Below are 25,719 nucleotides of genomic sequence, written 5' to 3' on the forward strand. Positions count from 1 at the left end.
CTAAGACTCCGCTCCTATTCTTCGTCCGCCAGCCAACAAGCCAGCCACGGAGACACGAAGAGATGGAGCGATCATTCGCCGAAGAAGTCAAACGCCTTTCGCTGGGCGCCGACGAGGTATTCCACGGTGAGGGCATCCTCGCCGTCACCAAGGCGCTGCTGCAGTCGGGCGTCAGCTACATCGGCGGCTACCAGGGCGCCCCGGTCTCGCACCTGATCGACGTGCTGGGCGATGCCCGCGGCCTGCTCGACGAGCTCGGCATCTACTTCGAGAACAGCGCCTCCGAGGCCGGCGCGGCCGCGATGCTCGGCGCCTCGATCAACTACCCGGTGCGCGGGGCCGTGACCTGGAAGTCCACCGTCGGCACCAACGTCGCCTCCGACGCGCTGTCGAACCTGGCCTCGGCCGGCGTCAAGGGCGGCGCGCTGGTGATCCTCGGCGAAGACTACGGCGAAGGCTCCAGCATCATCCAGGAGCGCACCCACGCCTTCGCGATGAAGTCCCAGATGTGGCTGATGGACCCGCGGCCCAACCTGACCTCGATCGTCGACGCGGTGGAGCGCAGCTTCGAGCTGTCGGAGGCCAGCCAGACGCCCGTGATGCTGCAGCTGCGCATCCGCGCCTGCCACGTGCACGGCAGCTTCGTGTGCAAGGACAACCGCGCGCCTGCGGTGTCGACCCGCGACCTCATCGAGCGGCCGGTGTTCGACTTCGGCACCATCAACCTGCCGCCCTCGATCTACGCCCAGGAGCGCATGAAGATCGAATCGCGCTGGCCGGCGGCGCTGGACTTCATCCGCCGCGAGGGCCTCAACGAACGCTTCGGCGGCGACTGCAGCGACATCGGCCTGGTGCTGCCCGGCGGCCTCTACAACGGCACCTTGCGGGCGCTGCAACAGCTGGGGCTGGCCGATGCCTTCGGCAACAGCCGCATCCCGCTGCAGGTGCTCAACGTGGTGTACCCGCTGGTGCCCGACGAGCTGGTGGATTTCTGCGCCGGCAAGCGCGCGGTGCTGCTGATCGAAGAAGGCCAGCCCAACTACATCGAGGATGCGCTGCACGCGATCCTGCGGCGCGCCGGCAGCGACACCACGCTGCACGGCAAGGACATCTTCCCGATGGCCGGCGAGTACACCGGTGAAGTGCTGGTGCGCGCGCTGGCCGAGTTCGTGCGTCGCGCGGCGCCCGAGGCGCTCGCGGCCGAGGGCGTGGCCCAGGTCGGGGCGGCCGCGGCGCCGCTCGCGGCACTCAAGCCGCAGGCGATCGAAGCCCTCGGCATGCCGGTCCCGAACCGGCCGCCGGGCTTCTGCATCGGCTGCCCCGAGCGGCCGGTGTTCGCGGCCATCAAGCTGATCCAGAAGGACCTGGGCGCGATCCACGTCAGCGCCGACATCGGCTGCCACACCTTCGGCACCTTGCCGCCCTTCAACGTGGGCAGCACGGTGCTGGGCTACGGCCTCGGGCTCGCGAGCTCGTCGGGGGTCGGGCCGCTGATGGGCAACCGCGTCGTCAGCATCATGGGCGACGGCGGCTTCTGGCACAACGGCTTCACCAGCGGCATCGTGAACGCGGTCTACAACGCGCAGGACTCGGTGCTGGTGATCCTCAAGAACGGCTACACCTCGGCCACCGGCACGCAGGCGATCCCGTCGTCGCCGACCCAGCCGGCGGCCAAGCCGCTGACGCTGGACATCGAGGCCGCGCTCAAGGGCGTCGGCGTGGGCTGGGTGCGCAAGGTGCCGAGCTACAACGTCGGCCGCATGCGCGAGACGATCAACGAGGCCATGACGACCGCCGAGGGCGGGCTCAAGGTCATCATCGCCGACGGCGAATGCCAGCTCGAGCGCCAGCGCCGCATCAAGCCGCTCAATGCCGCGAAGCTCAAGCGCGGCGAGCGCGTGGTGCGCACCCGCTTCGGCATCGACGACGATGTCTGCACCGGCGACCACTCCTGCATCCGCTTGTCGGGCTGCCCGTCGCTGACAGTCAAGCCGAACCCGAGCCCGCTGCGCACCGACCCGGTGGCGACGGTCAACCAGGGCTGCGTGGGTTGCGGCCTGTGCGGCGAGAACGCCCATGCCGCGATCCTCTGCCCCTCGTTCTACAAGGCCGAGATCGTGCAGAACGCCGGCACCTGGGAGCGGCTGCTGCACCGGCTGCGCAACGGCGTGATCGGGATGATGGCCGGCAAGGCGCGCAACGACTTCGAGGCGGTGGCGGCATGAGCGATTCGACTTTCTCCAGCGCCGGCCAGGGCCCGCGCATCGTCACCGTGCTGGTGGCCGCGATGGGCGGCGAAGGCGGCGGTGTGCTGGCCGACTGGCTGATCTCGGCCGCGGCCGCGCAGGACTTCCCGGTGCAGAGCACCTCGGTGCCGGGTGTGGCGCAGCGCACCGGCGCGACCAACTACTACATCGAGATCTATCCGGTGGCGCGCACGCAGCTGGCCGGCGCGCAGCCGGTGTTCTCGCTGACGCCGAACCCGGGCGACGTCGACATCGTCGCCGCCTCCGAACTGGTGGAAGCGGGGCGCGTGCTGCAAGGCGGCTTCGTGCATCCGCGCCGCACCACGCTAGTGGCCTCGCTGCACCGCGAGTACGCGGTGTCCGAGAAGACCGCGATGGGCGACGGCCGCTACGAAGGCCAGCGGGTGGTCGAGGCGGCGCAGCAACTCGCCCGGCGTGCCTTCCTGTTCGACATGCGCTCGCTGGCCTGGAAGCACGGCACGGTGATCAACACCGTGATGTTCGGCGCCATGGCCGCGAGCGGCGCGCTGCCCTTCTCGCGCGAAGCCTGCGAGCAGGCGATCCGCGCATCGGGCAAGGCGGTCGAGGCCAGCCTGAAGGGCTTCGCGGCCGGCTTCGAGCATGTGGCGGGCCGAGCTGCGACCACAGCCCCTGCGCAGGACGCCGAAGCCAGGGCCTCGGCCGATGCCCGCGTGCGGGCGCTGCCCGAGCCGCTGCGCGCGATCGTCGGCAGCGGACTGCGGCAGGTGGCCGACTACCAGGACGCCCGCTACGCCGACCTCTACCTTTCGCGCGTCGAGGCGCTGCGCGACATCGAGCGCGCCACCGGGGGCGACTTCCCGGTGACGCGCGAGACCGCGCGCTACCTCGCGCTCTGGATGAGCTACGAGGACGTGATCCGCGTCGCCGATCTCAAGACCCGCAGCGACCGCCTGCAGCGGGTGCGCCAGGAAGTCGGCGCCACGGCGGGCGAGCCGCTGCGGCTGACCGAATACCTCAAGCCCGGCCTCGACGAGATCTGCTCGGTGCTGCCGACGCCGGCCGCGCACTGGCTGCGCCGCCGCCTGGGCCACAAGGCGCACAAGCTCAATGTCGGCCTGCACATGCGCACCGACACCGTGCTCGGCTTCGCGATGCTGTGCGGGCTGCGCGCGCTGCGGCCGCTGCGCCGGCGCACCTCGCGCTACGCCGCCGAGCAGGCCATGATCGAGCGCTGGCTCGACGCGGTGCGCCGTGCACTCGCGATCAGCCCGCGCCTGGGCTACGAGCTGGCCTTGTGCGGCAACCTCGTGAAGGGCTATGGCGAGACCAGCGAACGCGGGCACCGCAACCTGGCCTCGGTGCTCGACGACGTCCAGCCCGCGCTGGCCCTGAAGCCGGGCGCTCCATTGCTCGACGAAGCGGCGGCGCGTGTGCGCTCGGCCCGCGCGGCGGCCCTGGACGACCCCGAGGGCCGCACTCTCGCACGCACGCTGGGCCTCGCGCCGCCGGAGCCGAGGTCGCACCCGATCCGCATCGTCCGCCGCAAGCCCGCGGGCTAGCAAGTTCCTTCACCCGGCCCAAGAAAACCACAGGAGACAAGATGAAACTCGACCCGCAACCCACTTCCCGCTTTCGCATCGGCCGCCGCGCCGCCACCGCCTGGCTGGCCGGCGCCGCGCTGCTGCCCCTGGCGAGCACCGCACTGGCGGCCGATCCGATCAAGATCGGCGCCGTGGTCTCGGCCACCGGGCCGGCCTCCTTCCTGGGCGACCCGCAGCAGAAGACGCTCGAGATGTACGTCAAGCAGATCAATGCCGCCGGCGGCGTGCTCGGCCGCAAGATCGAGCTGGTGCTGTATGACGACGCCAGCGATGCCAACAAGGCCAACGCCTTCACGCGCCGCCTGATCATGCAGGACGAGGTCGACGTGATCCTCGGCGCATCGACCACCGGCTCGACGATGGCGATGGCGCCGCAGGCCGAGGCCGCCAAGGTGCCGCTGGTGTCGCTGGCCGCCGCCTCGGTGATCGTCGAGCCGGTCAAGCCCTACGTGTTCAAGATGCCGCACTCCGACCGCATGGCGGCGCAGAAGGTGCTCGCCGAGATGAAGGCGCGCGGCTTCTCGCAGGTCGCGCTGCTGTCGGACACCGGCGGCTTCGGCAAGTCGGGCCGAACCGAGACGCTCAAGCTGGCCGAGAGCATGGGGATGAAGATGGTCGAGGACCAGACCTACGGCGAGAAGGACACCGACATCACGCCGCAGCTGACCAAGATCAAGTCCTCGCCGGCGCAGGCGATCCTGGTCTTCGGCACCGGCCAGGCGCCGGCCATCGTCGCGCGCAACTACCAGCAGCTGGCGATGAAACAGCCGCTCTACACCACGCACGGCCAGGCCTCGACCGAGTTCATCCGGATCGCGGGCAAGTCGTCCGAAGGCATCCGCATGCCTTCGCCCGCACTGCTGATCGCCTCGGCGCTGCCGGCTGCCGATCCGCAGAAGAAGGTCAGCGTCGACTACGCCAAGGAGTTCGAGACGCAGGCCAAGCTGGACGTCTCCACCTTCGGCGGCTATGCGCACGACGCGCTCTTCATGGTGGTCGATGCGGTCAAGCGCGCCGGCGGCACCGACAAGCAGAAGCTGCGCGACGCCATCGAGGCCACCAAGGGCTTCGTCGGCGTCAGCGGCATCTACACGATGTCGCCGACCGACCACATGGGCCTGGACGTGTCGGCCTTCCGGATGGTCGAAGTCCAGGGAGGCGCATTCAAGGAAGTGCGTTGAGCCGGCGGCCGGCCCGGCTGCGGAGCAAGGCATGAAGCTCAACGCCAACGACCACCGGCGCCATGCGGGCCGGCGTCTGCCGCGCTTCGTCTTCGACTACGTCGACGGCGGCGCGGAGGACGAGCGCTGCCTGCGCCGCAACTGCGAGGATCTCGCAGCGCGCCACCTGCTGCCGCAGGTGCTGCGCGACACCCGCAAGGCGGACACCGCGATCACTGTCTTCGGCCAGCGCTGGGCGATGCCCGCGGGCATCGCGCCGATCGGCTTCTCGGGCCTGGTGCGGCCGCACGGCGACCTGCTGCTGGCACGCGCGGCCGCGGCCGAAGGCGTGCCCTTCGTGCTGTCGACCGCCTCCAACGACCGGCTCGAGGCGGTGCGCGCTGCCGGACTGGAGCGCAACCCGCAGGCCCAGCAGTGGCTGCAGCTCTACGTGATGTCCGACCGCGCGATCGCCGAGCAGCTGGTGCGTCGCGCCCGCCGCGCCGGTTTCGGCGCGCTGGTGCTGACGGTCGACGTGGCGGTCAGCGGCCTGCGCGAGCGCGACGTGCGCAACGGCTTCAAGCTGCCGTTCCGCTTCACGCCCTCGACGCTGCTCGACCTCGCGACCCATCCGGCCTGGTCGCTGTCGATGGCGATGCAGGGCCGCTCGCCCTCGTTCGTCAACCTGAGCGAAGCCGAAGGCGGCGGCGACTCGGCGCAGCTGCAGGCCGCCCTGCTGGCACGCTCGATGGACCGCAGCCTGGTCTGGGAACAGCTCGACTGGCTGCGTCGCCTGTGGGACGGTCCGCTGCTTCTCAAGGGCGTGCTGCATCCGGGCGACGCCGAGCGCGCCGCGCGCAGCGGCATCGACGGCATCGTGGTGTCGAACCATGGCGGCCGCCAGCTCGACGCGGCGCCCTCGACCATCTCGGTGCTGCCGCGAATCATCGATGCCGTGGCCGGCCGCCTGCCGGTCTTCGTCGACAGCGGCTTCCGGCGCGGCAGCGATGTCGTGAAGGCGCTGGCCTGCGGCGCCACCGCGGCCTTCGTCGGACGGGCCGCGGTCTGGGGCATGGCCAGCGGCGCCGAGGCCGGCTGCCGCAGCGTGCTCGCGACCCTGCGCGACGAGGTCGCGCGCACCATGATCCTGATCGGCGCCGACACCAGCGCCGACGTCTGCGCGGCGCACCTGCAGCCGCATTCCACCTCACCAGGAGGCAGCCTTGTCTGACTTCATGCAATTCGTCTTCTCGGGGCTGACCACCGGCGCGATCTACGCGCTGGCCGCCCTGGGCTTCTCGCTGATCTACAACGCCAGCGGCGTCATCAACTTCGCCCAGGGCGACTTCCTGATGCTGGGCGGCATGGTCACGGCCGCCCTGCTGGCCACGCAGATGCCCTACGGCCTGGCGATGGCCGGCGGCGTGGTCGCGACCGTGATCGTCGGCCTGCTGCTCTACCGGCTGGCGATCCAGCCGGCCGGCGAGGCCAGCGTGGTGTCGCTGATCATCATCACGATCGGCGCCTCGATCTTCATCCAGGGCGTGGTGCAGATCGTGCTCGGCAAGAACCAGCACACCCTGCCGCCCTTCAGCGGCGACCGCGCGCTGCAGATCATGGGCGCCTACGTGCTGCCGCAGAGTCTCTGGGTGCTCGGCACGGCCGCCGTGCTGGTGGCGCTGTGCTTCGGCTTTTTCCGCTTCACGATGGTCGGCAAGGCGATGCTCGCGGTGGCGGCCAATGCGCTGGCGGCACGCGCGGTCGGCATCCCGACGGCGCGCGTGCTGCAGCTGTCGTTCGGCCTGTCGGCGCTGCTCGGCGCGGTGGCCGGCGTGGTGGCGGCGCCGGTCACGACCACGGTCTACGACATCGGCCTGATGCTGGGCATGAAGGGCTTCGTCGCGGCCACGCTGGGCGGCCTCGGCAGCGGGCTGGGCGCGGTGGTCGGCGGACTCATCGTCGGCCTGCTCGAAGCGCTGGTGGCCGGCTACATCTCCTCGGCATACAAGGACGCGGTGCCCTTCGTGATGATCATCGTGATCCTGCTGGTCATGCCGCACGGCCTGTTCGGCGCCAAGGCTTCGGACCGCGTATGAAGGCCCTGCTTCGCCCCTCCCTGCTGGTGCTGGCACTGGCGCTCGCGCTGCTGCCCTTCGCGCTGCCGAACAACTACGTGGTCGACGTCGCGGTGCGCATCGCGCTGGCCGCGATCGCGGCCATCGGGCTCAACCTGCTGATGGGCTTCGCGGGCCAGATCAGCATCGGCCACGCAGCCTTCGTCGCCATCGGCGCCTACTGCAGCGGCATCGTCACCGCGCGTTTCGGCTGGCCGCCGCTGGCCGCCATCGGCGGTGCCGCGGTCGGCGCCGCGGGGGTGGCCTGGGTGATCGCCAAGCCGATCCTTCGGCTCAAGGGCCACTCGCTCACCATGGCCACGCTGGGCCTGGGCGTGATCGTGAACATCGTGCTGATCAACGAGGTGGCCTGGACCGGCGGGCCCGACGGCATGCCGGTGCCGCCGCTCGAGGTGGCCGGCTTCGCCTTCGCCAAGGTGCGGCACTGGTACGCGCTGGCGGCGGTGCTGCTGTGGCTTTCGGTGCTGCTGTCGCTGAACCTCTACGAGTCGCCCGCGGGCCGCGCGCTGCGCGGGCTCAACGGCTCCGAGGTCGCGGCCCGCGTGATGGGCGTCGACGTGGCGCGCTTCAAGGTGCGCGCCTTCGTCGCCTCGGCGGTCTTCGCTGCGGTCTCGGGCAGCCTCACGGCGCACTACCTGGGCTTCATCAGCCCGTCGATCGCGGCCTTCACGCATTCTGTGGAACTGGCGACGATGGTGGTGCTGGGGGGCATGGCCTCGACCTTCGGCGCGCTGCTGGGCGCGGCGCTGATGACCGCGCTGCCGCAACTGCTGGGCGGGCTGCACGGCTACGAGATGGTGTTCTTCGGCCTTGTGCTGATGTTGACGATGATCTTCCTGCCGAAGGGGCTGGTGCCTTCTGTGGCGCTCAAGTTCCGAAAGAAAGCCTAGGATGAACATTCGCATCTGGACCGCGCCGGGGCGGGCTCACGCCGACGGCGTACTCTGCTCCGCTCATGTCCCCCGGCCTTCGGCCTCCTCCTTTACTTCGCTGCGCAGAGCACGCCATCGGCGTGATCCGTCACGGCGGTTGTTGATCGGCTCGCACCACCGCCCGTTACCCGTGCCGAACGCCGCGTCAACACCCATCCCGGAGCCTCACTGACATGCTCGAAATCAAGAACCTCTCCAAGTCCTTCGGCGGCGTGCACGCGATGCAGGACGTGAGCTTCGCGGTGCGCGGCGGCTCGGTGCATTCGGTGATCGGCCCCAACGGCGCCGGCAAGACCACGCTGTTTAACCTCATCAGCGGCGTCTACGAGCCCACGCGCGGCGAGATCCTGCTCGACGGCGAGAACGTCGCCGGCCATTCGCCCGACCAGCTGGCGCGCCGCGGCATGAGCCGCACCTTCCAGAACCTGCAGGTGTGCATGAACATGACGGCCTGCGAGAACGTCATGCTCGGCGCCCACCTGCACACGCGCAGCTCGCTGCTCGGCGGCATGACCGGCGCCACCCGCCGGGCCGACGCCGCACTGCGCGACGAGGCACTGCGGCTGATCGACTACGTCGGCGTCGGCCACCACGCCCATGCGCATGCGACGCAGCTGTCCTTCGGCCTGCTCAAGCGGCTCGAGATCGCACGGGCGCTGGCGAGCAGGCCGCGCATCCTGCTGCTGGACGAACCGGCGGCCGGACTCAACGACACCGAGACCCACGAGATCACCGAGCTGATCCGCAGCATCGCGGCCTCGGGCGTCACGGTGCTGCTGGTGGAACACGACATGAAGCTGGTGATGAACATCTCCGACCACATCCTGGTGCTCGACTACGGCCGCAAGCTGGCCGAGGGCACCGCCGCCGAAGTGCGGGCCAACCCGCAGGTGATCGCGGCCTACCTGGGCACCGAGACCGAGACCGTGCCCGAGGAGGCTCTGGCATGAGCAGCAACGGTAGCAATGCGCTCGAAGTGCGCGGACTGGTCGCCGGCTACGGCCGCATCGAGGCCCTGCACGGCATCGACCTCGAGGTCGGAGCGGGCCAGCTGGTGGCGCTGGTCGGCGCCAATGGCGCCGGCAAGACCACGCTGCTGCGCGCGGTCTCGGGCCTGATCAAGGGCAGCCAGGGCGGCGTGCGCCTGTTCGGTCGCGACATCGCCGGCGACAGCGCCGATGCGCGCGTGCGCGCCGGGCTGTCGCAGGTGCTCGAAGGCCGCCAGGTCTTCGGCCCGATGTCGGTGCAGGACAACCTGCTGATGGGCAGCTACACCCGCCCCGAGGGTCGCGAGGGGCGGCTGGAGGCCATGTACGCGCTGTTCCCGGTGCTGAAGGACAAGCGCCTGCTGGCCGCCGGCACCCTGTCGGGCGGCCAGCAGCAGATGCTCGCAATGGCACGGGCGCTCATGAGCCAGCCGAAGCTGCTGCTGCTCGACGAGCCCTCGATGGGCCTGGCGCCGCTGCTGGTGCGCGAGATCTTCGCGGTCATCGCGCGGCTCAAGGCCGAGGGCATCCCGATCCTGCTGGTCGAGCAGAACGCCCACGCCGCACTGTCGGTGGCCGATGTGGGCTATGTTCTGGAAACCGGCCGCATCGCGTTCGGCGGCCCGGCCGGCGAGCTGCTGCGGGACGAGCGGATCAAGGCTGCCTACTTGGGCTTGTGAAGACCTTGCGGGACAGACCAAGAAACTGCGCAGCAGTTTTTGCTCTGTCCCCAACCGATCAGAAAGAACGCCATGAACACCGCCAACGCCACCAACGCCACCAACGCCTCCGACATCGTCATCACCAGCATCCACGCACGCGCAGTCAACGTGCCGCTCGAGTACCCCGTGCGCACCAGCGTCGGCGTCGTCGCCACCTCGCCCCTGGTGCTGATCGACCTGCACGCGAGCGATGGCAGCGTCGGCCGCGCCTACCTCTTCACCTACACGCCGATGGCGCTGGAGGCCACGCGGCAGATGGTGCTGGCGCTCGGCGAAGCCCTGAAGGGCCAGCCGCTCGCCCCCCTCGACCTCGACCGCCTGCTGGCCCAGCGCCTGCGGCTGCTCGGCCGCACCGGCATCGCGCTGATGGCCTGCGCCGGCATCGACATGGCGGCCTGGGACGCGCTCGCGGTCGCGCGCGGCCTGCCGCTGGTGGAGCTGCTGGGGGGCCGGCGGCGCGCTGTACCGGCCTACGACAGCCACAGCATGGACGGCGTCGAACTCGGCGTCGAGCGCGCCAGGCGCGCGGTGGCGCAGGGCTTCGGCGCCATCAAGACCAAGGTCGGCTATGCGACGCTGGCCGAGGACCTGCGGGTGGTGCGGGCGCTGCGCCAGGCGATCGGCGACGACACGCAGCTGCTGGTCGACTTCAACCAGGGCCTGAGCGTGCCGGAGGCGGTGCGCCGCATCCACGCGTTCGAGGGCGAGGGCATCGCCTGGGTCGAGGAGCCCACGCTGCAGGAAGACTACGCGGGCCACGCGCGCATCCGCGAACAGGTGCGCCTGCCGATTCAGATCGGCGAGAACTGGTGCGGGCCCGGCGAGATGGCCAAGGCGCTCGAGGCCGGCGCCTGCGACCTCGTGATGCCCGATGCGATGAAGATCGGCGGTGTGACCGGCTGGCTGCGGGCGGCGGCGCTGGCGCAGGCGCGCGGCCTGCCGATGTCCAGCCACATCTTCCAGGAGGTCAGCGTGCACCTGCTGGCCGTGACGCCGACCTGCCATCTGCTCGAGCGCATGGACCTCGCCGGGCCGGTGCTGGCCGAGCCGCTGGCCTTCGAGAACGGCACGGCGATCGCGCCGCCGCAGCCGGGCACCGGCATCGCCTGGAACGAGGACGCGGTGCGCCGCTTCGAAGTCAGAGCTTGCTGAGGGTCTGGACCACCTCGTCGATCAGCCAGCGGTTGGCGGCACCGTACTCGTGGCGCGCATGCCAGTGCGCCTGCACCTGGAATTCGGGCAGTTCCACCGGCAGGCCGATCGCCTTCAGGCCGCCCTGCGCCACATAGAGCTTGGCCACGCGCGACGGCAGCAGCACCAGCAGGTCGCTCTGCGAGAGCAGCTGCGGCAGCACCGTGAACTGCGGCACGCGGGCCACGATGTTGCGATTGACCCCGCGCTGCGCGAGCGCCTCCTCGACCAGGAAATGGCCGGTGCGCGGCGACGACACCATCACATGCCGCGCCGAGGCGAATTCCTTCAGGCTCATGGTGTCGCCCAGGGTCGGGTGGGCGGCCGACATCAGGCACACGTAGTGCTCGCGGAACAGCAGCGCGCTGCGCGTCTGCGGCGCCAGCATGGGAATGTGGCCGATCGCGAGATCGATCCGCCCGGCGGCCAGGTCCTCGCCCACCGCCTCGGAGATCTGGCCGATGTCGATCTCGATGTGCGGCGCCGATTCCTGGAAGCGGCGCAGCAGCGGCGGCACGAAATACAGCACGCCGATGTCGGACATGGCGAGGCGAAAGCGCCGGGTCGACTGCGCGGGATCGAACCGGTTCTGCTGCTCCAGCGTGCTCTCGACCGTGGCCAGCGCATCGCGAAAGCGCTCGAACAGCTGCTCGGCCAGTCCGGTCGGAACCAGCCCGGCGCCGCTGCGCGCGAAGAGGCGGTCGGCATACACCTCGCGCAGCTTGGCCAGCCCGTAGCTGATGGTCGGCTGCGTGACGTCGAGCCGTTCGGCCGCCTGCGTGACGCTGCGGGTCTCGTAGATCGCAACGAAGACGCGGATGAGGTTGAGGTCCAGGTGAGTCATGTCTCTTCGTTCTTCGCCGGCGGTCGGCGCGGCGATGCGGGAGAGCTCACACCATCAGATGCGACTCCAGCGCCTCGCGTCCGAATTGCGCCGCCTCCCCTTTCAACAGGCATTCGCCATGGTCGATGGCCATCAGGTCGTCGGCCACGGCGAGCAGGAACTCGAGATTCTGCTCGACGATCACGAACGAGGCGCCTTCGGCCTTGCGCCTGCGCACCACTGCCGCCATGCGGTCGATGTTCTCGGGCTGCACGCCCTCGGTCGGTTCGTCGAGGATGCTGAGCGCCGCGCGCAGCCCGATCGTGCGCGTGAAGGACAGCAGCTTGCGCTCGCCGCCGCTCAGCGAGCCGGCGCGCTGCGCCAGCCGCTCGTTCAGGCGCGGGAACAGCGCCAGGCAGTCCGCATAGCGCGCCGGGTCGCGGTCGTCGAGATGCAGCCACAGGTTCTCCTGCACGCTGAGGTCGCCGAAGACCACGTCCTCCTGCGGCGCGTAGGCAAGGCCGAGACCGAGCCGCTGGTGCGGCGCCACCCGCGCGAGGTCGCGCCCGCCGAGCGTCACGCTGCCCTGTCGCAGCGGCAGGAAGCCCGCCAGCGCGCGCATCAGCGTGGTCTTGCCGACGCCGTTGCGGCCCAGCACGCCGAGCACGCGGCCCGGTCCCACGGCGCCGCTCAGACCGCGCAGCACCATCGTGTCGCCGTAGCCGCAGACCAGGCCGTCGAAACTCAAGCGTTCCGCGTTCGCTTCCGTGCTCATTTCCGCGCCCCCGCATACACCGCCCGCACCGCCGGATCGGCCTGGATCTCGGCCAGCGCGCCTTGCGCCAGCAGCTTGCCCTGGTGCAGCACGTAGACGTCGCCGCCGATCGCGGCCACGGCGCTGATGTCGTGCTCGATCACCAGGGCCGCCGCACCCAGGCGGCCGATGACGGTCTTGATGGCATCGATCATGTGGTGGGTCTCGGCCGGCGAGAGTCCGGCGCAGGGCTCGTCCAGCAGCACCAGGCGCGGCTGCGGCAGCACGGTCATGGCGAACTCCAGCGCCTGGCGATGGCCCTGCGACAGGCTGCCGGCGCGCTCCGCCAACTGTTCCCGCAGCGCCGGAAAGAGATCGAGCAGCTCGTCGCGCAGGTCGCTGCGCCAGCCCAGCGGCGCCCGCGCCAGCGAGGCCGCGGGTCCGAGCCGCCCGGCCCAGAGCGCGACGTCGAGATTCCGGCTCACGCTGAGGTCCGGAAACACCGAGGGAATCTGCAGCTTGCGTCCGACGCCGCGCCGTGCAACGCGCCAGGCGGTCGCGCCCGAGATGTCGACGCCGTCGAGCAGGATGCGCCCGCGGCGCAGCGGCAGGCGGCCGGTCATCACGTTGAAGGCCGACGTCTTGCCGGCACCGTTGGGGCCGATCACGCAGCGCAGCCCGGAGCCCTGCAGGCCGAAGCTCAGGCCGTCGAGGATGCGGACGCCCCCCTGGGCGGCATGGACCTGCTCGAAGGCGAGCCCGATGCCCTCGGCCCGCCCGCGCAGCGCCGGCGCCGGGCTCGCCGGCACGCTCGGCGCGGCCGCGGCCTGGCGGCGCGACCGCGCGCCCGCCACGCCGGCCAGGCCCTCGGGCAGGAAGCGCACCACGCCGATGAAGATCAGGCCCACCGCCACCTCCCAGTAGGCGAAGTGCTCGCGCAGCTCCGACGAGGCATAGCCGATGAACACCGCGCCGAGCAGCGCACCAAGAGGGCTGGCCTTGCCCCCGACCGCGGCCCAGATCACGAACTCGGTCGACAGCACGAAGCCCATCGTGAGCGGCGTGACGATGCCCTGGTGCCAGGCGAACAGTGCCCCCGCGCCGGCCGCCAGCAGGGCCGAGAGGCCATAGGCGAAGGCCTTGATGCGGTCGGTGGCGTAGCCGAAGAGCTGCAGCCGGTCCTCGTTCTGGGCCACCGCGCTCCACAGCGTCCCGAGCGGCCGCCGCAGCACCAGGCCCAGCAATGCCGTGCTGCCCACCGCGCAGGCCGCGACCACCCAGTAGAAGCTGCTGTAGCGCTCCGTGCCCGGCAGTTCGGGAATGTCGGCCATGCCGTTGAAGCCGCCGGTGACCGCGCTCCACTGCTGCGCCGCGAGAAAGCCGAGCATCGTCATCGCCAGCGTGATCAGCGAGAAGAAGGGCCCGCTGCGATGGCTGCGCGCGAACACCAGCCGCGCCGCCACATAGGCCACGGCGGCGGGCAGCAGCAAGGCCAGCGGCAGCGCGAGGTACCAGGCCGGCTGCTGCTGGGCCGCCTTCAGCGTGCCGCCCGCCAGGTAGGCGCCGAGGCCGAAGAACAGCGCATGGCCGAGCGGCAGGAAGCCCAGTCGGCCCCAGCACAAGGCCACGCCCTGGGTCGCGATGCCGTAGATCAGGAACAGCGCGATCTGGTAGGCCACGAAGTCGTTGCTGGCGAAAGGCAGCGCGACCAGCGCCACGGCAAGCAGCAGCGGCTCGGCCGCCGGCAGGCGCCAGCGGCGCGCCGGGGCGCGCACGGCCGAGGTGGAAAGCGTGTCAGCGGCGTCCAAGGAGTCCATTCGGCTTCAGCCAGAGAAAGAGGATCGAGAGGATCAGCACCACCGCGTAGCCGCTGGTCTGGCCGGCGATGCTGCTGACCACCGACTGGCTGCCGCCGATCACGCCGACGCCGCCCGCGAAACCGCCCAGCGTGCCGAGCCCGCCGACCACCAGCACGAAGAAGGCATCGAGCAGGTAGTCGACGCCGATGCCGGGCTCGATGCGCACAAGCGGCGCCAGCAGCACGCCGGCCGCGCCGGCCAGCACCACGCCGATCACGAAGGTCTGCGAGGCCAGCCGGCGGGTGTCGATGCCGAGCGCCTGGGCCAGCATCGGGTTGCCGGTCATCGCGCGGACGCGCAGGCCCATCACGCTGCGCCGGTACCAGAAGGCCAGCGCGACCATCAGCAGCAGCGCGAAGGCGATCAGCGCCAGCCTGTAGCCCGGGTACTGCACGCCGGCGAAGGACAGGGGCGCCGCCAGGCTGCTTTCGACATTGCGATAGCCGCGGCCATAGACTGCCTCGACCAGCTTGCGCAGCACCATCGCCAGGCCCCAGGTGGCCAGCAGCGTGTCGAAAGGCCGCGCGTAGAGCGGCCGGATCAGCCAGCGCTCGACCACCCAGCCGAGCGCGCCGCAGACCAGGATCGCCAGCGGCATCGCGGTGGCGATCGGCCAGCCCCAGGCCTGCACCGTGACGACCGCGTAGGCGCCCAGCATCACGAACTCGCCGTGCGCCATGTTCATGACGCCGAGCAGGCCGAAGACCACCGCCAGGCCGAGCGTGGTGAGGCCCAGCGTCGACAGCTCGTAGGCCAGGTTCAGCGCGTGCAGCAGCCAGCTGGTGTCCATCGCAGCGTCACACCTTGCAGGTCTGGCCCGAAGCGACCCGAGGGAAGGTCTTGACCACCTTGAAGCCCTTTTCGTCGACATCCGCCAGGTAGATGTCCTGCTCCACATGCCGCGCGTGCATCGTGACCGCGCCGCGCGGGCCGTTGTAGCTCGCGCCCTCGCTGGCCGGGTCCATCTTCGCGACCTCGAGCGACTTCGCCTTGGCGGCGATCGCGTCGAGCATCAGGAAGCCTTCGTAGACCGACTCGGCCAGGCCGTTGAGCGCCGGCGCCTGGGCGCCGAACTTCTTGAAGTAGGCGTCCGAGAAGGCCTTGGCCGCGGGCGTCTGGATGTTGGCGAAGTAGCCCGCACTCGAATAGAGGTTGCGCGCGTTCGCTACGCCGATGCCGGCCAGCGTGTTCTCCTCGATCAGGGTGCCGAGGCGGATCGCCTTGTCGGCCAGGCCGAAGCTCGCGAAAGCCTTGTTGAAGCCGACCGAGGCGCCGCCCACCAGCGACACCAGCACCGCGTCGGCGCCGCTGTCGCGGATGCGGGCCAGGCTGGAGTCGAAGTTGTCGACCGTGAAGGGCAGGTACTCGTCGCCGACCACCTGGGCGCCGGTCTGGGTGATGTAGCCCTTGGCGGCGGCATTGGTGTTGCGGCCCCAGATGTAGTCGTTGCCGATCATGTACCACTTCTTCGGCTTGCGTTCGGCCGCCAGCCACGGGATCACGGGGGCCAGCTGCTGGGCCGGCGTCTCGCCGTTGACGTAGGTGCCCTTGGCGCACTCCCCGCCTTCGTAGACCGGCGTGTAGAAGTACGGCACCTGGCCCTTGAAGAGCCCCACCAGGGCACCGCGCACCGCGCTGTCGTGCATGCCGATCACCACCTGGGCGCCGGACCCCTTCCAGAGCTTGAGCGCGGTCTGCGAAGCTTCGGCGGGCGGCAGTCCGGCATCGCCGACCAGCAGCTTGATGCTGCGGCCCAGCACGCCGCCGCGGCCATTGAGCGTCTCGACGGCAAGCTCCGCGCAAGCCTTGGCCGAAGGACCGAACAGGCCCGCGGGCCCGCTCAGCGGCAGCATCACGGCCACGTTGAGCGGCGACTGGGCGCGCACGCCGGTGGTGCCCAGCGCGGCGGCAGCGGCAGCGCCTTGAAGAAAGCTACGACGGTCCATGGGAACTCCTCTTTGTTGATCGATGGTGGGAGCTGGTGCGCCTTCAGCGCAGCCAGGGGGCGGAAGCTTCGGCCGGCAGGATGGCCTCGATCGCCGCGGCAAGCGCCAGCAGGCGCCGGTCGCTGCCGGCCGGACCGTCGAGGCCGAGGCCGACCGGCAGGCCCGCCGCCAGCCCGGCCGGCAGCGTGATGCCCGGGATGCCGGCGTTGCTGCCCGGATCGGTGTTGCGGATGAAGGTGGGGAAGGTCGGGCAGCGCCGGCCGTTGAACAGCACCGTCTCGTCGTCGCCGATCGGCGCCGCGGTCAGCGGCGTGGTCGGCATCAGCAGCGCCTGCACGCCCGACGACGCGAAGGCGTCGGCATAGAGCGCCTGCAGCTTCAGCCGCGCCCGCAGCGCCTCCTGGTAGGCGGCCTCGGGCACCGCGCCGCCGGCCAGCAGCGGACGCGCGATCGCCGCCACATCGGGGCTGCCGATGCCGTCGACCAGGCGCTGCAGGTCGATGCCGCGTTCGGCATCGCGCAGGTAGGCGCCCATGTCGCGCACGAATTCGTACAGCGCGATCGGGAAGCCGGTCGCGCCGTTGAGCTCGGCCAGGCCCGGCAGCGCGACCTCGACGATCTCCACGCCCGCGGCGCGAAGCCGTTCGAGCGCAGCCTGCGCCACCTCCCGCACGCCGCCCTCGAGCTCCTCCCAGAACGGGTCGCGCGCGATGCCGAGTCGCAGGCCCGCGAGCGACGGCGCGGCCGGCTGCGCGGGGTCGCCATCGGCCAGCACGCGGTCGAGCAGCGCGCAATCCTCCACGCTGCGGGCGATCGGTCCCGCCGTGTCCCGGGTGCTGGAGATCGGCGCGATGCCCCGGCCGGACACGCGCCCGACCGTCGGCCTGAGGCCGACCACGCCGCACAGCGCCGCCGGCACGCGCACCGAGCCGCCGGTGTCGGTGCCGATCGCCGCCGGCACCAGGCCGGCCGCCACCACCACGCCCGAGCCGCCACTGCTGCCGCCGGGGATCCGCGACGGGTCCCAGGGATTGCGCGCGGCCCCGGTCACGCTGTTGTTGGTGGTGATGCCGAAGGCCAGTTCATGCATGCCGGTCTTGCCGGCGATCAGCGCACCGGCAGCACGCAGCCGGCGCACCACTTCGGCGTCCCGGGCCGGATGCAGGCCGTGCAGCGCGCCGGTGCCGGCGCCGCTGGGCAGCCCGACCGCGTCGATGTTGTCCTTGAGCGCCACCGGCACGCCGAGCAGCGGCAGGTCTTCGCCGGCGGCGATGCGGGCATCGGCGGCCCGCGCCTGGGCCCGCAGGGCCTCGGCGTCGAAGGCGACATAGCCGTTGAGCCCGGCCTGGGCCTCGGTGCGGGCGATCAGCGCATCGGCCACCGCCGCGCTGCTGACGGCGCGGTCCTTGAGTTGGCGCCGCAGTTCGGCGACGCCGCGTTCCGTGAGGTTCATGGACTTCTCCTTGTCGAATCAGCGAATGCTAGGAATCGACGAGCGGCCGCACACCTATCACGATTGATAGGGGTCGGCGGACCGCCTACGGGTCGGCACCGATATACCCATCGGCGCCGCGCGGGCTAGCATCGCCCTCCGGCCGTGCTTTGCACGGTCTTTGCTTAAGCCACGCCATGTATCTCGCCACGGCACAGACCCGCGCACTCGGAGACGTCATGCGTCTGCTGGCCGAGGCCTCCGACGCCGACTCGCTGCGCGCCGACCTCGCCTTGCCGATGCTCGACCTGCTGCGGGCCGACACCTATGTCTCCTTCACCTGGGACAAGGTCGCGCAGCGCTTCGACCGCGTGAAGGCGCTCAACATGTCGATCGAGAACCTGCGCAGCTGGGACGAGTACTACCGCTTCGTCGACCCCCTCACCTTCCCGATGATGGAGCGCCGCCATCCCACGCTGGCGACCCAGATCCTGTGCCAGAGCGACCTCGCGCGCACCGAGTTCTTCAATGATTTCCTGGCCCGCGACCACATGCACTGGGGCGTCAATGTCTATGTCTTCGCTCATGGCGAGTGCACCGGCGACATGCGCATCTGGCGCCGCCGCGAGCGCGGCAACTTCGACAGCAACGAGATCGAGGCGCTGCGCCTGGTCGAGCCGGCCTTCGCGGCGGCGCTGGCGCGCTTCCAGTGGGAGGCCGACCCGCTGCTCGCCGCGCCCGCGCGCGAGAGCGTGACCGAGCTGCTCCAGCGGCGCTCGGCGCTGAGCCAGCGCGAGGCCGAAGCGGCGGCGCTGGTGCTCTCCGGGTGCCCCGACAAGCTGATCGCCAAGCGCATGGCCGTGGGCCTGCCGACGGTGCGCTTCCACCTCGCCAATGCCTTCCGCAAGCTGCGGGTCGAGAACCGCACCCAACTCGCGGCGCGGGCCCAGGCCCTGGTCAACGACCCGCTCTCGGCCTCGAACTGATTTCGCCGGGCGGCCTCTAGCGCTTCTTTGCTTCCGCCCGCGCGGCGCGGCCGTCCCAGGCGAACGAGACCCCGACCAGCAGCGCCACCCAGACCACGCCCGAGAACAGTGCGCCGCCCCAATGGGTGCCGCTGCTGCAGTCGAGTTCGAAGTAGCGCGACAACGCGCTGTTGCCGTCGGGCAGCAGCAGCGCCAGCTTGGACGGCAGGAAGTAGACGAACTCCAGCCACCCCATCAGCTCGGACAGCGTGAAGCGCCCGCCCGCGCCCAGGTCCGCCGCCACCTCCAGCCGCTTGCACTGGTCAATGAATATCGCCACCCGTAGCCTCCCCGCGCCGACCTCGGCGCCCCCGGATTCTGACCTGAGTGCGGCTCCTGCCGGCAACCGGCAGGCACTGTCGCCAAGGTGATAGCGGGCCCGGGTAACTCCGCACGGCCCCGCGCACGCCCGCCCATACGCTCCGACCGCCGGTGATGTCGCACGGTCGAGGCCGAGGACACGCCGGTTCGAGTCCGCCGAGTCTGCAAACAACTTCAATCAAGAATCCCCGGAGACAAAACCCATGCAACCCAGTCGTGTCCAGTTCCTGGCCTTGGCCACCACCCTGAGCCTCGCCGCCTGCGGCGGTGGCGGCAGTTCGACCCCGTTCTTCGCTGCCGCGCCGGCACCGGCACCGGCTGCGACCACGGTGCCGCCCGCCGCTGCACCGGCTCCGGCACCGGCGCCCGCGCCCGTGGCGGAAGAGAAGCGCGAACAGGACAACCGCAACGCCTTCGCGCCGGCCGACCCGACTGCGACCACCTTCGCGGCAATGGGAGGCAACCCGGCCAATCCGGCGTTCGATCCCGCCACCACCAGCCGCTGGGCCGGGGTGCTGGGCGGTGCGGCCTACCGCGTCGAGGTGCCGGCCAACTGGAACGGCGAGCTGGTCATGTACGCGCACGGCTACGCGGGCACCGGCAACGGGCTGGGCGTCGGCAATCCGTCGATCCGCCGCTACCTGATCGAGAAGGGCTACGCCTGGGCCGCCTCCAGCTACAGCAAGAACTACTACGACGTGCGGGTCGGTGTCGAGGACACCAACGCCCTGGCCCTCGAGTTCAACAAGATCGCCGCCGCCGCCGGCCGTCCGCTGGCGGCGCCGAGCAAGATCTTCATCACCGGCCATTCGATGGGCGGCCACATCACGGCCGCCGCGATCGAGGACGAGGCCTACGCCACCGCCAACCACAAGGTCAGGTACAACGGCGCGGTGCCGATGTGCGGCGTGCTCGGCGACACCGAGCTGTTCGACTACTTCGCTGCCGCCCAGGTCACGGCGCAGGCGCTGGCGGGGCTGCCGAAATACCCGTTCACCAACTGGGCGGACATCTCGACGCAGGTGACAGGAACGCTGTTCACGAGCCTGAGTCCGAGCATCGGACTGACGGCCACCGGCGTGAAGTACGCCTCGGTGATCCAGAACCTCACCGGCGGTCCGCGCCCGATGTTCGATCTCGGGCTCGCGATCGGCGGCTCGTTCTCGGCGGTGTGGGGCGTGTTCGGCGGCGACGGCACGATCACCGGCATCCTCAACAAGAGCGTGATCGACACCAACCGCTTCGTCTACGCCATCGACAGCGACCCCGCCCGCTCGACCACGCTCAACGCGGAAGTGCTCAAGCTCAGCGCCGTGGCCGATGCCAACCGGCTGCGCACCGACGGCCTGCGCTGGATCCCGAAGACCAACGGCGAGTTCAAGATCCCGGTCGTGACGCTGCACACGCTGGGCGACCTCTACGTGCCCTTCAGCATGGAGCAGATCTACCAGAAGCGCGTGGCCGCCAAGGGCAACGGCAAGTGGCTGGTGCAGCGCGCGATCCGCGGCGCCACCCATTGCGACTTCACGGTGGCCGAGCAGGTGGCGGCCTTCGACGCCATGGTCAAGTGGGAGCAAGGCGGCCCGACGCCCGCCGGCGACGACGTCGTGACGCCGGCCGCCGTGGCGGCGCCCAGCTATGGCTGCGCCTTCACCGACAACACCATCACCGCCGACGACGGCGGCCCGACGTCGAGCACCGCCAGGCTGCGCACCCTCATCAACAGCAGCGGCGGCGCCTGCCCGTCCTGAGCGACCGGGCATCGACGCGACGCCGGGGGCGCCGCGTCGCTCAGTCGTGCAGCAGCTGCTGCATCAGCTGCCGCACGATCTGCAAGCCCGGCGCCTCGGTGCGCCGGCGCAGCGTGACCATCCCGAAGCGCGCAGTGCGCTCCAGCGGCGGCTGCATCCGCAGTTCGACCAGGTCGGGCGCCGCGGCGCGGATCGCCAGCAGCACCGCATCGGTCTGGCGCGCCACCTCGACCAGGCTCGAGACCTCCTCGCACTGCAGCGTCACGCACTGCGACGGATGGGCCTCGGGCCCGTAGGCCTCGGTCAGGCTGCGGGCCACCTCGTCGCTCAGCGGCGTCGAGGCGATCGGGAAGCGCTGCACGTCCGCGAAGCGCACGCCGTTGCGCTTGCGCGCGAGCGGATGGCCGCGCCGGCACATGAAGACGCCGCGCATCTCGCGCAGCATGCTCACTTCGAGGTCGGCGCCGGGCGCCAGCGAGCGGGCGTCGAGCACCAGCGCATCGAGCGTGCGTTCGCGCAGCGCCTGCGCCAGCAGCTCGGTGCCGCCGCGCGCCACCACCAGGCGCACCTTCGGATGATGGATCGCCATGTGCATGAGCAAGGGCGTCATCAGCATGGCGCCCGGCCCCGAGCCCATGCCGATGCGCATGGCGCCGCCCTGCCCCTCGCGCATCTGGCGGCCGCTGTCGCGCAGCTCGCCGGCCTCGAACACCAGCTGCCGCGCGCGGGCCACCACGTCGCGCCCGAAAGGCGTGAGTTCGCTGCGCCGGCCGATGCGGTCGAACAGCGGCATGCCGAGCTCGTCCTCGAGCGCCCGGATGCTGCGGCTGAAGGCCGGCTGCGTGATGCACATCGCCTGCGCGGACTTGCTGAAGGAGCCGCTCTCGGCCAGTGCGAGCAGGTGCCGGAGTTGCACCAGCGTCATCGGGCGGCCCCGTGAATTCCATGCATTGAAGTAATCATCTTGCTGACAACAATGCATTGGATGTTCTCATGCGGCGCTCCTACGATGCAAGCGCGTCCCCCGTCCGAGGACTCCCACTCCATCGTCAGGAACCCCATGAAGAACTTCTTCCACCGTTCGATCGCCGGCCTGCTGCTGCTGGCCGCCAGCACCGCGTTCGCCCAGACCTACCCGAGCAAGCCGGTCAACCTGATGGTGCCGTACCCCGCGGGCGGACCTTCGGATGCCGCCGCGCGCATCTTCACCGTGCCGCTCGGCAAGGAACTGGGGCAGCAGGTGATCGTCGAGAACCTCGGCGGCGTCGCCGGCGCGCTGGCCGCCCAGAAGGTGCTGGCGGCGCCGGCCGACGGCTACTACCTGTTCCAGGGTTCGCCCAACGAGGTCATCCTCGCGCCGCTGGCCAATGCCGCCGTGAAGCTCAAGGCCGAGGACTTCCGGCTGGTGCATCCGGTGACCGACGCCGTGATGGTGGTGGTCGCGCGCAAGGACCTCCCCGCCAACAACATCGACGAGCTGATCGCGCTGGCGCGCAAGTCGGGCGACAAGCCGCTGACCTACGGCAGCGTGGGCATCGGCTCGCTCTACCACCTGATCCTCGAGGACGTGCAGCGGCGCACCGGCACCCGGCTGATCCACGCGCCGTACAAGGGCAATGCGCCGCTGCTGCAGGACATCGGCGGCGGCCAGGTCGATTTCGCGGTGCTGGTCTACAGCGCCGGCATGGGCGCGATGGCCGAGCAGGGCCGCCTCAAGGTGATCGGCCAGCTCGGCGCCCAGCGCTCGGAACTGCTGAAGAACGTGCCCACCGTGAGCGAGGGCAAGGAACTGAAGGACTTCTCGTTCCAGATCTGGAGCGGCTTCATGGTGCCGAAGAACACGCCCGAAGACGTGGTCCAGCGCCTGCACAAGGCGATCGGCGCCACCTTGAAGGACCCGACCGTGCGCTCGCAGCTGGCGGCGCAGACGCAGCTCGCATCGCCGCCGATGTCGCTGGCCGAATCGGCGAAGTTCTATGAAGGCGAGATTGCGCGCTATCGTGCGATCGCCAAGTCGATCAACCTGCAACCGCAATAGGACCCCCATGAGCGCACTCCTCGATCAGCTGCACGGCCAGGCCGAAGAATTCATCGGCCTGCGGCGCGACATCCATCACCACCCCGAACTCGCCTTCGACGAGCACCGCACCGCGGCCCTGGTGGCCGAGAAGCTCGAGGCCTGGGGCTACGAGGTCGAGCGCGGCCTGGGCGGCACCGGCGTGGTGGGCCGGCTGGTGCGCGGCAGCGGCCGGCGCCGGCTGGGCCTGCGCGCCGACATGGACGCGCTGCCGATCGACGAGGCCACCGGCCTCGGCTACGCCAGCTGCAATGCCGGCGTGATGCATGCATGCGGCCACGACGGCCACACCGCGATGCTGCTGGCGGCAGCCCGGCACCTGGCCGAGCGCGGCCGCTTCTCGGGCACGCTCAACCTGATCTTCCAGCCGGCGGAAGAAGGCGGCGGCGGCGCGCTGCGCATGATGGAAGACGGGCTGTTCGACAAGTACCCCTGCGACGCGATCTTCGCGATGCACAACATGCCCGGCATTCCGCAAGGCCGCCTGGTGCTGCGCGAGGGCGCGGCCATGGCCTCCTCGGACTACGCCACGGTCACGCTCACCGGCGTCGGCGGCCACGGCGCCATGCCGCACCGGGCCGCCGATCCGGTGGTCGCCGCGGCCAGCATCGTGATGGCGCTGCAGTCGGTGGTGTCGCGCAACGTCGACCCGCTGCAGATGGCGGTGATCACGGTCGGCGCGCTGCATGCCGGCAAGGCCAACAACGTCATCCCGCAGCAGGCGACGCTGGAGATCAGCATCCGTGCGCTCGACCGCGAGGTGCGCGCCCTGCTCGAGCGGCGGGTCAAGGCGCTCATCGCGACCCAGGCCGAGAGCTTCGGCGTCACGGCGCGGATCGACTGGCGGCCGGGCTATGCGGTGCTGGTCAACACGCCCGAGGAGACCGCCTTCGCCCGCGAGGTGGCGCTCGAGCTGGTCGGCCCCGACAAGGTCACGCTGCAGGGGCCGGCCGTGCCGGGCAGCGAGGACTTCGCCTTCATGCTCGAGAAGCTGCCGGGCAGCTACCTGTTCATCGGCAACGGCGACGGCGACAGTGCCGGCGCCTGCATGGTGCACAACCCGGGCTACGACTTCAACGACGACAACGTGGCGATCGGATCGGCCTACTGGGCGCTGCTCGCGGAGCGCTTCCTTCCGGGCTGAGCCGAAGCGGGGCGATGCGGCGGCGCAGCGCCCGGTGCCGCCTGCCGCGCGTCGCGCGCCTGCAGCAGCCGCGCCTCCACCCAGCAGTCCGTCTGCACGCCGATGTGCGCCGACACGAACTGGTCGCCCTGCGTGGCGCGGTAGTGGGCCAGCGCCTTGTAGACCAGCCCGCTGCCCAGCAGCAGGATCGGCACGTTCAGGTAGACCATGATGATGTTCATCAGGTCCGAGAGGGCCCAGAGATTCGGCAGTTCCAGGCCGGCCAGCACGGTCAGCGCACCGAAGGGCACGAACACCAGCGAACCCAACACCCGGATGCCCGTGATGAAGCGCGGACTCCTGGAGATGAAGTTGGCCGATATCTCCGCGAAGGAGATCATTCCGAGCAGGGTCGTGAAGGCAAACAGCCCATAGCAGACACACATCACGATCTTGACGGCGCCGCCGACCGACGCCGGCACCAGTGCCTGCACCGACCCCAGATAGACCGTGATCTTGGACGCCTTGACCGACTCCCAGGCCTGGCCATCGACCGTGCCGGTCCACACATGGGCCATCACCACGATGAAGCCGGTCATGGTGCAGATCACCATGGTGTCGAAGAACACGCCCAGGCTCTGCACGAAGCCTTGCTCGCAAGGATGGCTGTTGTCGGCGACGGCCGCGGCCATGGTGATGGTGCCCTGGCCGGCTTCATTGGACATCAGGCCCCGCTTGACGCCCTGCGCCAGCGCGGTGCCGATCGCGCCGCCGAACAAGGCATGCGGCGCGAAGGCGCCGACGAACACCTCGCGGAAGAAGTACGGAACCAGCGGCAGGTTGATCAGGATGATGATCAGCGACATGACGCAGAACAGCACGGCCTTGATCGGCACCAGCACGTCGGTGTAGGCGACCACCCGCCGGATTCCGCCCAGGATGATGAAGGAGCAGGCGAACACGAGGCCGGCGGCGATCAGGTAGTACAGCGTGGAGCGCCGACCGATCGGTGCGCCCGCCACCGTGTCGGCGATGGTGCCGATGGCGGTGAAGACATTGAAGGTCTGCGGCGGCACGTTGAACAGCGCATAGGCGATGAACACCAGCGACAGGAAGGTGCCCACCGCGCGCCGGTCGCCCAGGATGCGGCGGCCATAGAAGGGAAGCCCTCCGACGAATTCATCGCCCTTCCTCTCCTTGAACAACTGCGCCAGCACCGACTCCATGAAGGCGGTCGCCATGCCGAAGAAGGCGGCCACCCACATCCAGAACAAGGCCCCGGGACCGCCGACGGAAATGGCGCCGGTGATGCCCACGATGTTCCCCGGTCCGGCCCGCATGGCCAGCCCCAGCATGAAGGAGGCCAATGCGCTGACGCCGGTGCCGGACGATCGCCGGCGCAGCATGATGCGGACGATCTTGCGCATGTTGGTCATCTGCACGAAGCGCGTGCGGATCGTGAAATGAATGCCGGCACCGACCAGCAGGATGATGGCGAAGGAGAAGTTGCCCAGGATCGGGATCCGCGAGTACCAGGGGTAGCGGGTCGGGAAGTCCCAGAACAGGTCGGAGATGGGCGCGATGAACGCAAAGAATGCGTTGACGGATTGGAAGATCTCATCCATGGGTTGTCTCTTGGCTGATGGTGCTGAA

The 25,719-nt window shown here is 70.2% G+C and carries 22 protein-coding genes; 13 read left to right on the forward strand and 9 right to left on the reverse strand.

Annotated features, from left to right (window positions below; all coding sequences use genetic code 11):
• The first annotated feature begins 62 nt into the window (after positions 1–62).
• From QTI45_RS11730 to QTI45_RS11770, 9 genes are all read left to right on the forward strand, one after another.
• The gene (locus QTI45_RS11730) at positions 63–2,225 is read left to right on the forward strand and encodes a thiamine pyrophosphate-dependent enzyme (protein WP_286654469.1); all 2,163 of its coding nucleotides are present in this window, start codon (positions 63–65) and stop codon (positions 2,223–2,225) included.
• Positions 2,222–3,787 (forward strand): indolepyruvate oxidoreductase subunit beta family protein, encoded by a 1,566-nt coding sequence (locus QTI45_RS11735; protein ID WP_286654470.1) that lies wholly within the window; start codon positions 2,222–2,224, stop codon positions 3,785–3,787. The genes QTI45_RS11730 and QTI45_RS11735 overlap by 4 nt, the downstream gene beginning before the upstream one ends.
• Positions 3,788–3,828: 41 nt before the next feature.
• Positions 3,829–5,010, forward strand: coding sequence for an ABC transporter substrate-binding protein (locus tag QTI45_RS11740; RefSeq protein WP_286654471.1), 1,182 nt, complete (start codon positions 3,829–3,831; stop codon positions 5,008–5,010).
• Between the two features lie 31 nt (positions 5,011–5,041).
• A complete protein-coding gene (locus QTI45_RS11745) occupies positions 5,042–6,220 on the forward strand; it encodes an alpha-hydroxy acid oxidase (protein ID WP_286368694.1) in 1,179 nt (392 codons plus the stop codon).
• On the forward strand, positions 6,213–7,085 hold the full coding sequence (locus QTI45_RS11750) for a branched-chain amino acid ABC transporter permease (protein ID WP_286654472.1): 873 nt from the start codon (positions 6,213–6,215) through the stop codon (positions 7,083–7,085). The genes QTI45_RS11745 and QTI45_RS11750 overlap by 8 nt, the downstream gene beginning before the upstream one ends.
• The gene (locus QTI45_RS11755; RefSeq protein WP_286368692.1) at positions 7,082–8,014 is read left to right on the forward strand and encodes a branched-chain amino acid ABC transporter permease; all 933 of its coding nucleotides are present in this window, start codon (positions 7,082–7,084) and stop codon (positions 8,012–8,014) included. Before QTI45_RS11750 ends, QTI45_RS11755 begins: the two co-directional genes overlap by 4 nt.
• Before the next feature lie 215 nt (positions 8,015–8,229).
• Positions 8,230–9,006, forward strand: coding sequence for an ABC transporter ATP-binding protein (locus QTI45_RS11760; RefSeq protein ID WP_286654473.1), 777 nt, complete (start codon positions 8,230–8,232; stop codon positions 9,004–9,006).
• Positions 9,003–9,722, forward strand: coding sequence for an ABC transporter ATP-binding protein (locus QTI45_RS11765; protein WP_286654474.1), 720 nt, complete (start codon positions 9,003–9,005; stop codon positions 9,720–9,722). The genes QTI45_RS11760 and QTI45_RS11765 overlap by 4 nt, the downstream gene beginning before the upstream one ends.
• Positions 9,723–9,794: 72 nt before the next feature.
• Positions 9,795–10,916: an enolase C-terminal domain-like protein gene (locus tag QTI45_RS11770; protein WP_286654475.1), complete on the forward strand. Its 1,122-nt coding sequence runs from the start codon at positions 9,795–9,797 to the stop codon at positions 10,914–10,916.
• Here the strand turns inward: QTI45_RS11770 and QTI45_RS11775 are convergent.
• Genes QTI45_RS11775 through iaaH form a run of 6 tightly spaced genes read right to left on the reverse strand, consistent with a single transcriptional unit; the run spans position 10,903 to position 17,790 of the window.
• The gene (locus QTI45_RS11775) at positions 10,903–11,799 is read right to left on the reverse strand and encodes a LysR family transcriptional regulator (protein WP_286368688.1); all 897 of its coding nucleotides are present in this window, start codon (positions 11,797–11,799) and stop codon (positions 10,903–10,905) included. The two genes, QTI45_RS11770 and QTI45_RS11775, sit on opposite strands and share 14 nt — an antisense overlap.
• Positions 11,800–11,845: 46 nt before the next feature.
• Positions 11,846–12,553, reverse strand: a complete 708-nt coding sequence (locus QTI45_RS11780; RefSeq protein ID WP_286654476.1) for an ABC transporter ATP-binding protein — start codon at positions 12,551–12,553, stop codon at positions 11,846–11,848.
• Positions 12,550–14,349 carry a branched-chain amino acid ABC transporter ATP-binding protein/permease gene (locus tag QTI45_RS11785; RefSeq protein WP_286654477.1) on the reverse strand — a complete coding sequence of 600 codons (1,800 nt, stop codon included), beginning with the start codon at positions 14,347–14,349 and terminating at the stop codon, positions 12,550–12,552. Before QTI45_RS11785 ends, QTI45_RS11780 begins: the two co-directional genes overlap by 4 nt.
• Positions 14,327–15,181, reverse strand: coding sequence for a branched-chain amino acid ABC transporter permease (locus QTI45_RS11790; protein WP_286368685.1), 855 nt, complete (start codon positions 15,179–15,181; stop codon positions 14,327–14,329). The genes QTI45_RS11785 and QTI45_RS11790 overlap by 23 nt, the downstream gene beginning before the upstream one ends.
• Before the next feature lie 7 nt (positions 15,182–15,188).
• The gene (locus QTI45_RS11795) at positions 15,189–16,337 is read right to left on the reverse strand and encodes a substrate-binding domain-containing protein (RefSeq protein ID WP_286654478.1); all 1,149 of its coding nucleotides are present in this window, start codon (positions 16,335–16,337) and stop codon (positions 15,189–15,191) included.
• Positions 16,338–16,380: 43 nt separating this feature from the next.
• Positions 16,381–17,790 carry an indoleacetamide hydrolase gene (gene iaaH / locus QTI45_RS11800; protein ID WP_286654479.1) on the reverse strand — a complete coding sequence of 470 codons (1,410 nt, stop codon included), beginning with the start codon at positions 17,788–17,790 and terminating at the stop codon, positions 16,381–16,383.
• A 218-nt stretch (positions 17,791–18,008) separates the two neighbouring features.
• Here iaaH and QTI45_RS11805 point away from each other — a divergent pair, with 218 nt between their 5' ends.
• Positions 18,009–18,755, forward strand: coding sequence for a helix-turn-helix transcriptional regulator (locus QTI45_RS11805; protein WP_286368682.1), 747 nt, complete (start codon positions 18,009–18,011; stop codon positions 18,753–18,755).
• 16 nt (positions 18,756–18,771) lie between these two features.
• Here the strand turns inward: QTI45_RS11805 and QTI45_RS11810 are convergent, their stop codons facing one another.
• Complete coding sequence (locus QTI45_RS11810; RefSeq protein ID WP_286654480.1) at positions 18,772–19,074, reverse strand: hypothetical protein; 303 nt, start codon at positions 19,072–19,074, stop codon at positions 18,772–18,774.
• 244 nt (positions 19,075–19,318) lie between these two features.
• Here QTI45_RS11810 and QTI45_RS11815 point away from each other — a divergent pair, with 244 nt between their 5' ends.
• A complete protein-coding gene (locus QTI45_RS11815) occupies positions 19,319–20,866 on the forward strand; it encodes an alpha/beta hydrolase family protein (protein ID WP_286654481.1) in 1,548 nt (515 codons plus the stop codon).
• A gap of 40 nt (positions 20,867–20,906) precedes the next feature.
• On the opposite strand, the gene QTI45_RS11820 is transcribed toward QTI45_RS11815, so the two are convergent.
• Positions 20,907–21,791, reverse strand: a complete 885-nt coding sequence (locus tag QTI45_RS11820; RefSeq protein ID WP_286654482.1) for a LysR family transcriptional regulator — start codon at positions 21,789–21,791, stop codon at positions 20,907–20,909.
• Positions 21,792–21,926: 135 nt separating this feature from the next.
• Here QTI45_RS11820 and QTI45_RS11825 point away from each other — a divergent pair, with 135 nt between their 5' ends.
• On the forward strand, positions 21,927–22,904 hold the full coding sequence (locus QTI45_RS11825) for a tripartite tricarboxylate transporter substrate binding protein (protein ID WP_286654483.1): 978 nt from the start codon (positions 21,927–21,929) through the stop codon (positions 22,902–22,904).
• A 7-nt stretch (positions 22,905–22,911) separates the two neighbouring features.
• Positions 22,912–24,087: a M20 aminoacylase family protein gene (locus QTI45_RS11830; protein ID WP_286654484.1), complete on the forward strand. Its 1,176-nt coding sequence runs from the start codon at positions 22,912–22,914 to the stop codon at positions 24,085–24,087.
• Here the strand turns inward: QTI45_RS11830 and QTI45_RS11835 are convergent.
• Positions 24,048–25,691 carry an alanine/glycine:cation symporter family protein gene (locus QTI45_RS11835; RefSeq protein ID WP_286654485.1) on the reverse strand — a complete coding sequence of 548 codons (1,644 nt, stop codon included), beginning with the start codon at positions 25,689–25,691 and terminating at the stop codon, positions 24,048–24,050. The genes QTI45_RS11830 and QTI45_RS11835 overlap by 40 nt on opposite strands.
• Between the last annotated feature and the right edge of the window lie 28 nt (positions 25,692–25,719).

Origin of the sequence: Variovorax saccharolyticus (assembly GCF_030316765.1) — a bacterium.
In the GTDB taxonomy this organism is placed as follows: Bacteria; Pseudomonadota; Gammaproteobacteria; order Burkholderiales; family Burkholderiaceae_C; genus Variovorax; species Variovorax saccharolyticus.

Excerpts from the sequence above, each read along its gene's own strand:
- QTI45_RS11730 (WP_286654469.1), top strand. The coding sequence starts at position 63 with ATGGAGCGATCATTCGCCGAAGAAGTCAAACGCCTTTCGCTGGGCGCC.
- QTI45_RS11735 (WP_286654470.1), top strand. The coding sequence starts at position 2,222 with ATGAGCGATTCGACTTTCTCCAGCGCCGGCCAGGGCCCGCGCATCGTC.
- QTI45_RS11740 (WP_286654471.1), top strand. The coding sequence starts at position 3,829 with ATGAAACTCGACCCGCAACCCACTTCCCGCTTTCGCATCGGCCGCCGC.
- QTI45_RS11745 (WP_286368694.1), top strand. The coding sequence starts at position 5,042 with ATGAAGCTCAACGCCAACGACCACCGGCGCCATGCGGGCCGGCGTCTG.
- QTI45_RS11755 (WP_286368692.1), top strand. The coding sequence starts at position 7,082 with ATGAAGGCCCTGCTTCGCCCCTCCCTGCTGGTGCTGGCACTGGCGCTC.
- QTI45_RS11760 (WP_286654473.1), top strand. The coding sequence starts at position 8,230 with ATGCTCGAAATCAAGAACCTCTCCAAGTCCTTCGGCGGCGTGCACGCG.
- QTI45_RS11765 (WP_286654474.1), top strand. The coding sequence starts at position 9,003 with ATGAGCAGCAACGGTAGCAATGCGCTCGAAGTGCGCGGACTGGTCGCC.
- QTI45_RS11770 (WP_286654475.1), top strand. The coding sequence starts at position 9,795 with ATGAACACCGCCAACGCCACCAACGCCACCAACGCCTCCGACATCGTC.
- QTI45_RS11775 (WP_286368688.1), bottom strand. The coding sequence starts at position 11,799 with ATGACTCACCTGGACCTCAACCTCATCCGCGTCTTCGTTGCGATCTAC.
- QTI45_RS11780 (WP_286654476.1), bottom strand. The coding sequence starts at position 12,553 with ATGAGCACGGAAGCGAACGCGGAACGCTTGAGTTTCGACGGCCTGGTC.
- QTI45_RS11785 (WP_286654477.1), bottom strand. The coding sequence starts at position 14,349 with ATGGACTCCTTGGACGCCGCTGACACGCTTTCCACCTCGGCCGTGCGC.
- QTI45_RS11790 (WP_286368685.1), bottom strand. The coding sequence starts at position 15,181 with ATGGACACCAGCTGGCTGCTGCACGCGCTGAACCTGGCCTACGAGCTG.
- QTI45_RS11795 (WP_286654478.1), bottom strand. The coding sequence starts at position 16,337 with ATGGACCGTCGTAGCTTTCTTCAAGGCGCTGCCGCTGCCGCCGCGCTG.
- iaaH (WP_286654479.1), bottom strand. The coding sequence starts at position 17,790 with ATGAACCTCACGGAACGCGGCGTCGCCGAACTGCGGCGCCAACTCAAG.
- QTI45_RS11805 (WP_286368682.1), top strand. The coding sequence starts at position 18,009 with ATGCGTCTGCTGGCCGAGGCCTCCGACGCCGACTCGCTGCGCGCCGAC.
- QTI45_RS11815 (WP_286654481.1), top strand. The coding sequence starts at position 19,319 with ATGCAACCCAGTCGTGTCCAGTTCCTGGCCTTGGCCACCACCCTGAGC.
- QTI45_RS11820 (WP_286654482.1), bottom strand. The coding sequence starts at position 21,791 with ATGACGCTGGTGCAACTCCGGCACCTGCTCGCACTGGCCGAGAGCGGC.
- QTI45_RS11825 (WP_286654483.1), top strand. The coding sequence starts at position 21,927 with ATGAAGAACTTCTTCCACCGTTCGATCGCCGGCCTGCTGCTGCTGGCC.
- QTI45_RS11830 (WP_286654484.1), top strand. The coding sequence starts at position 22,912 with ATGAGCGCACTCCTCGATCAGCTGCACGGCCAGGCCGAAGAATTCATC.
- QTI45_RS11835 (WP_286654485.1), bottom strand. The coding sequence starts at position 25,691 with ATGGATGAGATCTTCCAATCCGTCAACGCATTCTTTGCGTTCATCGCG.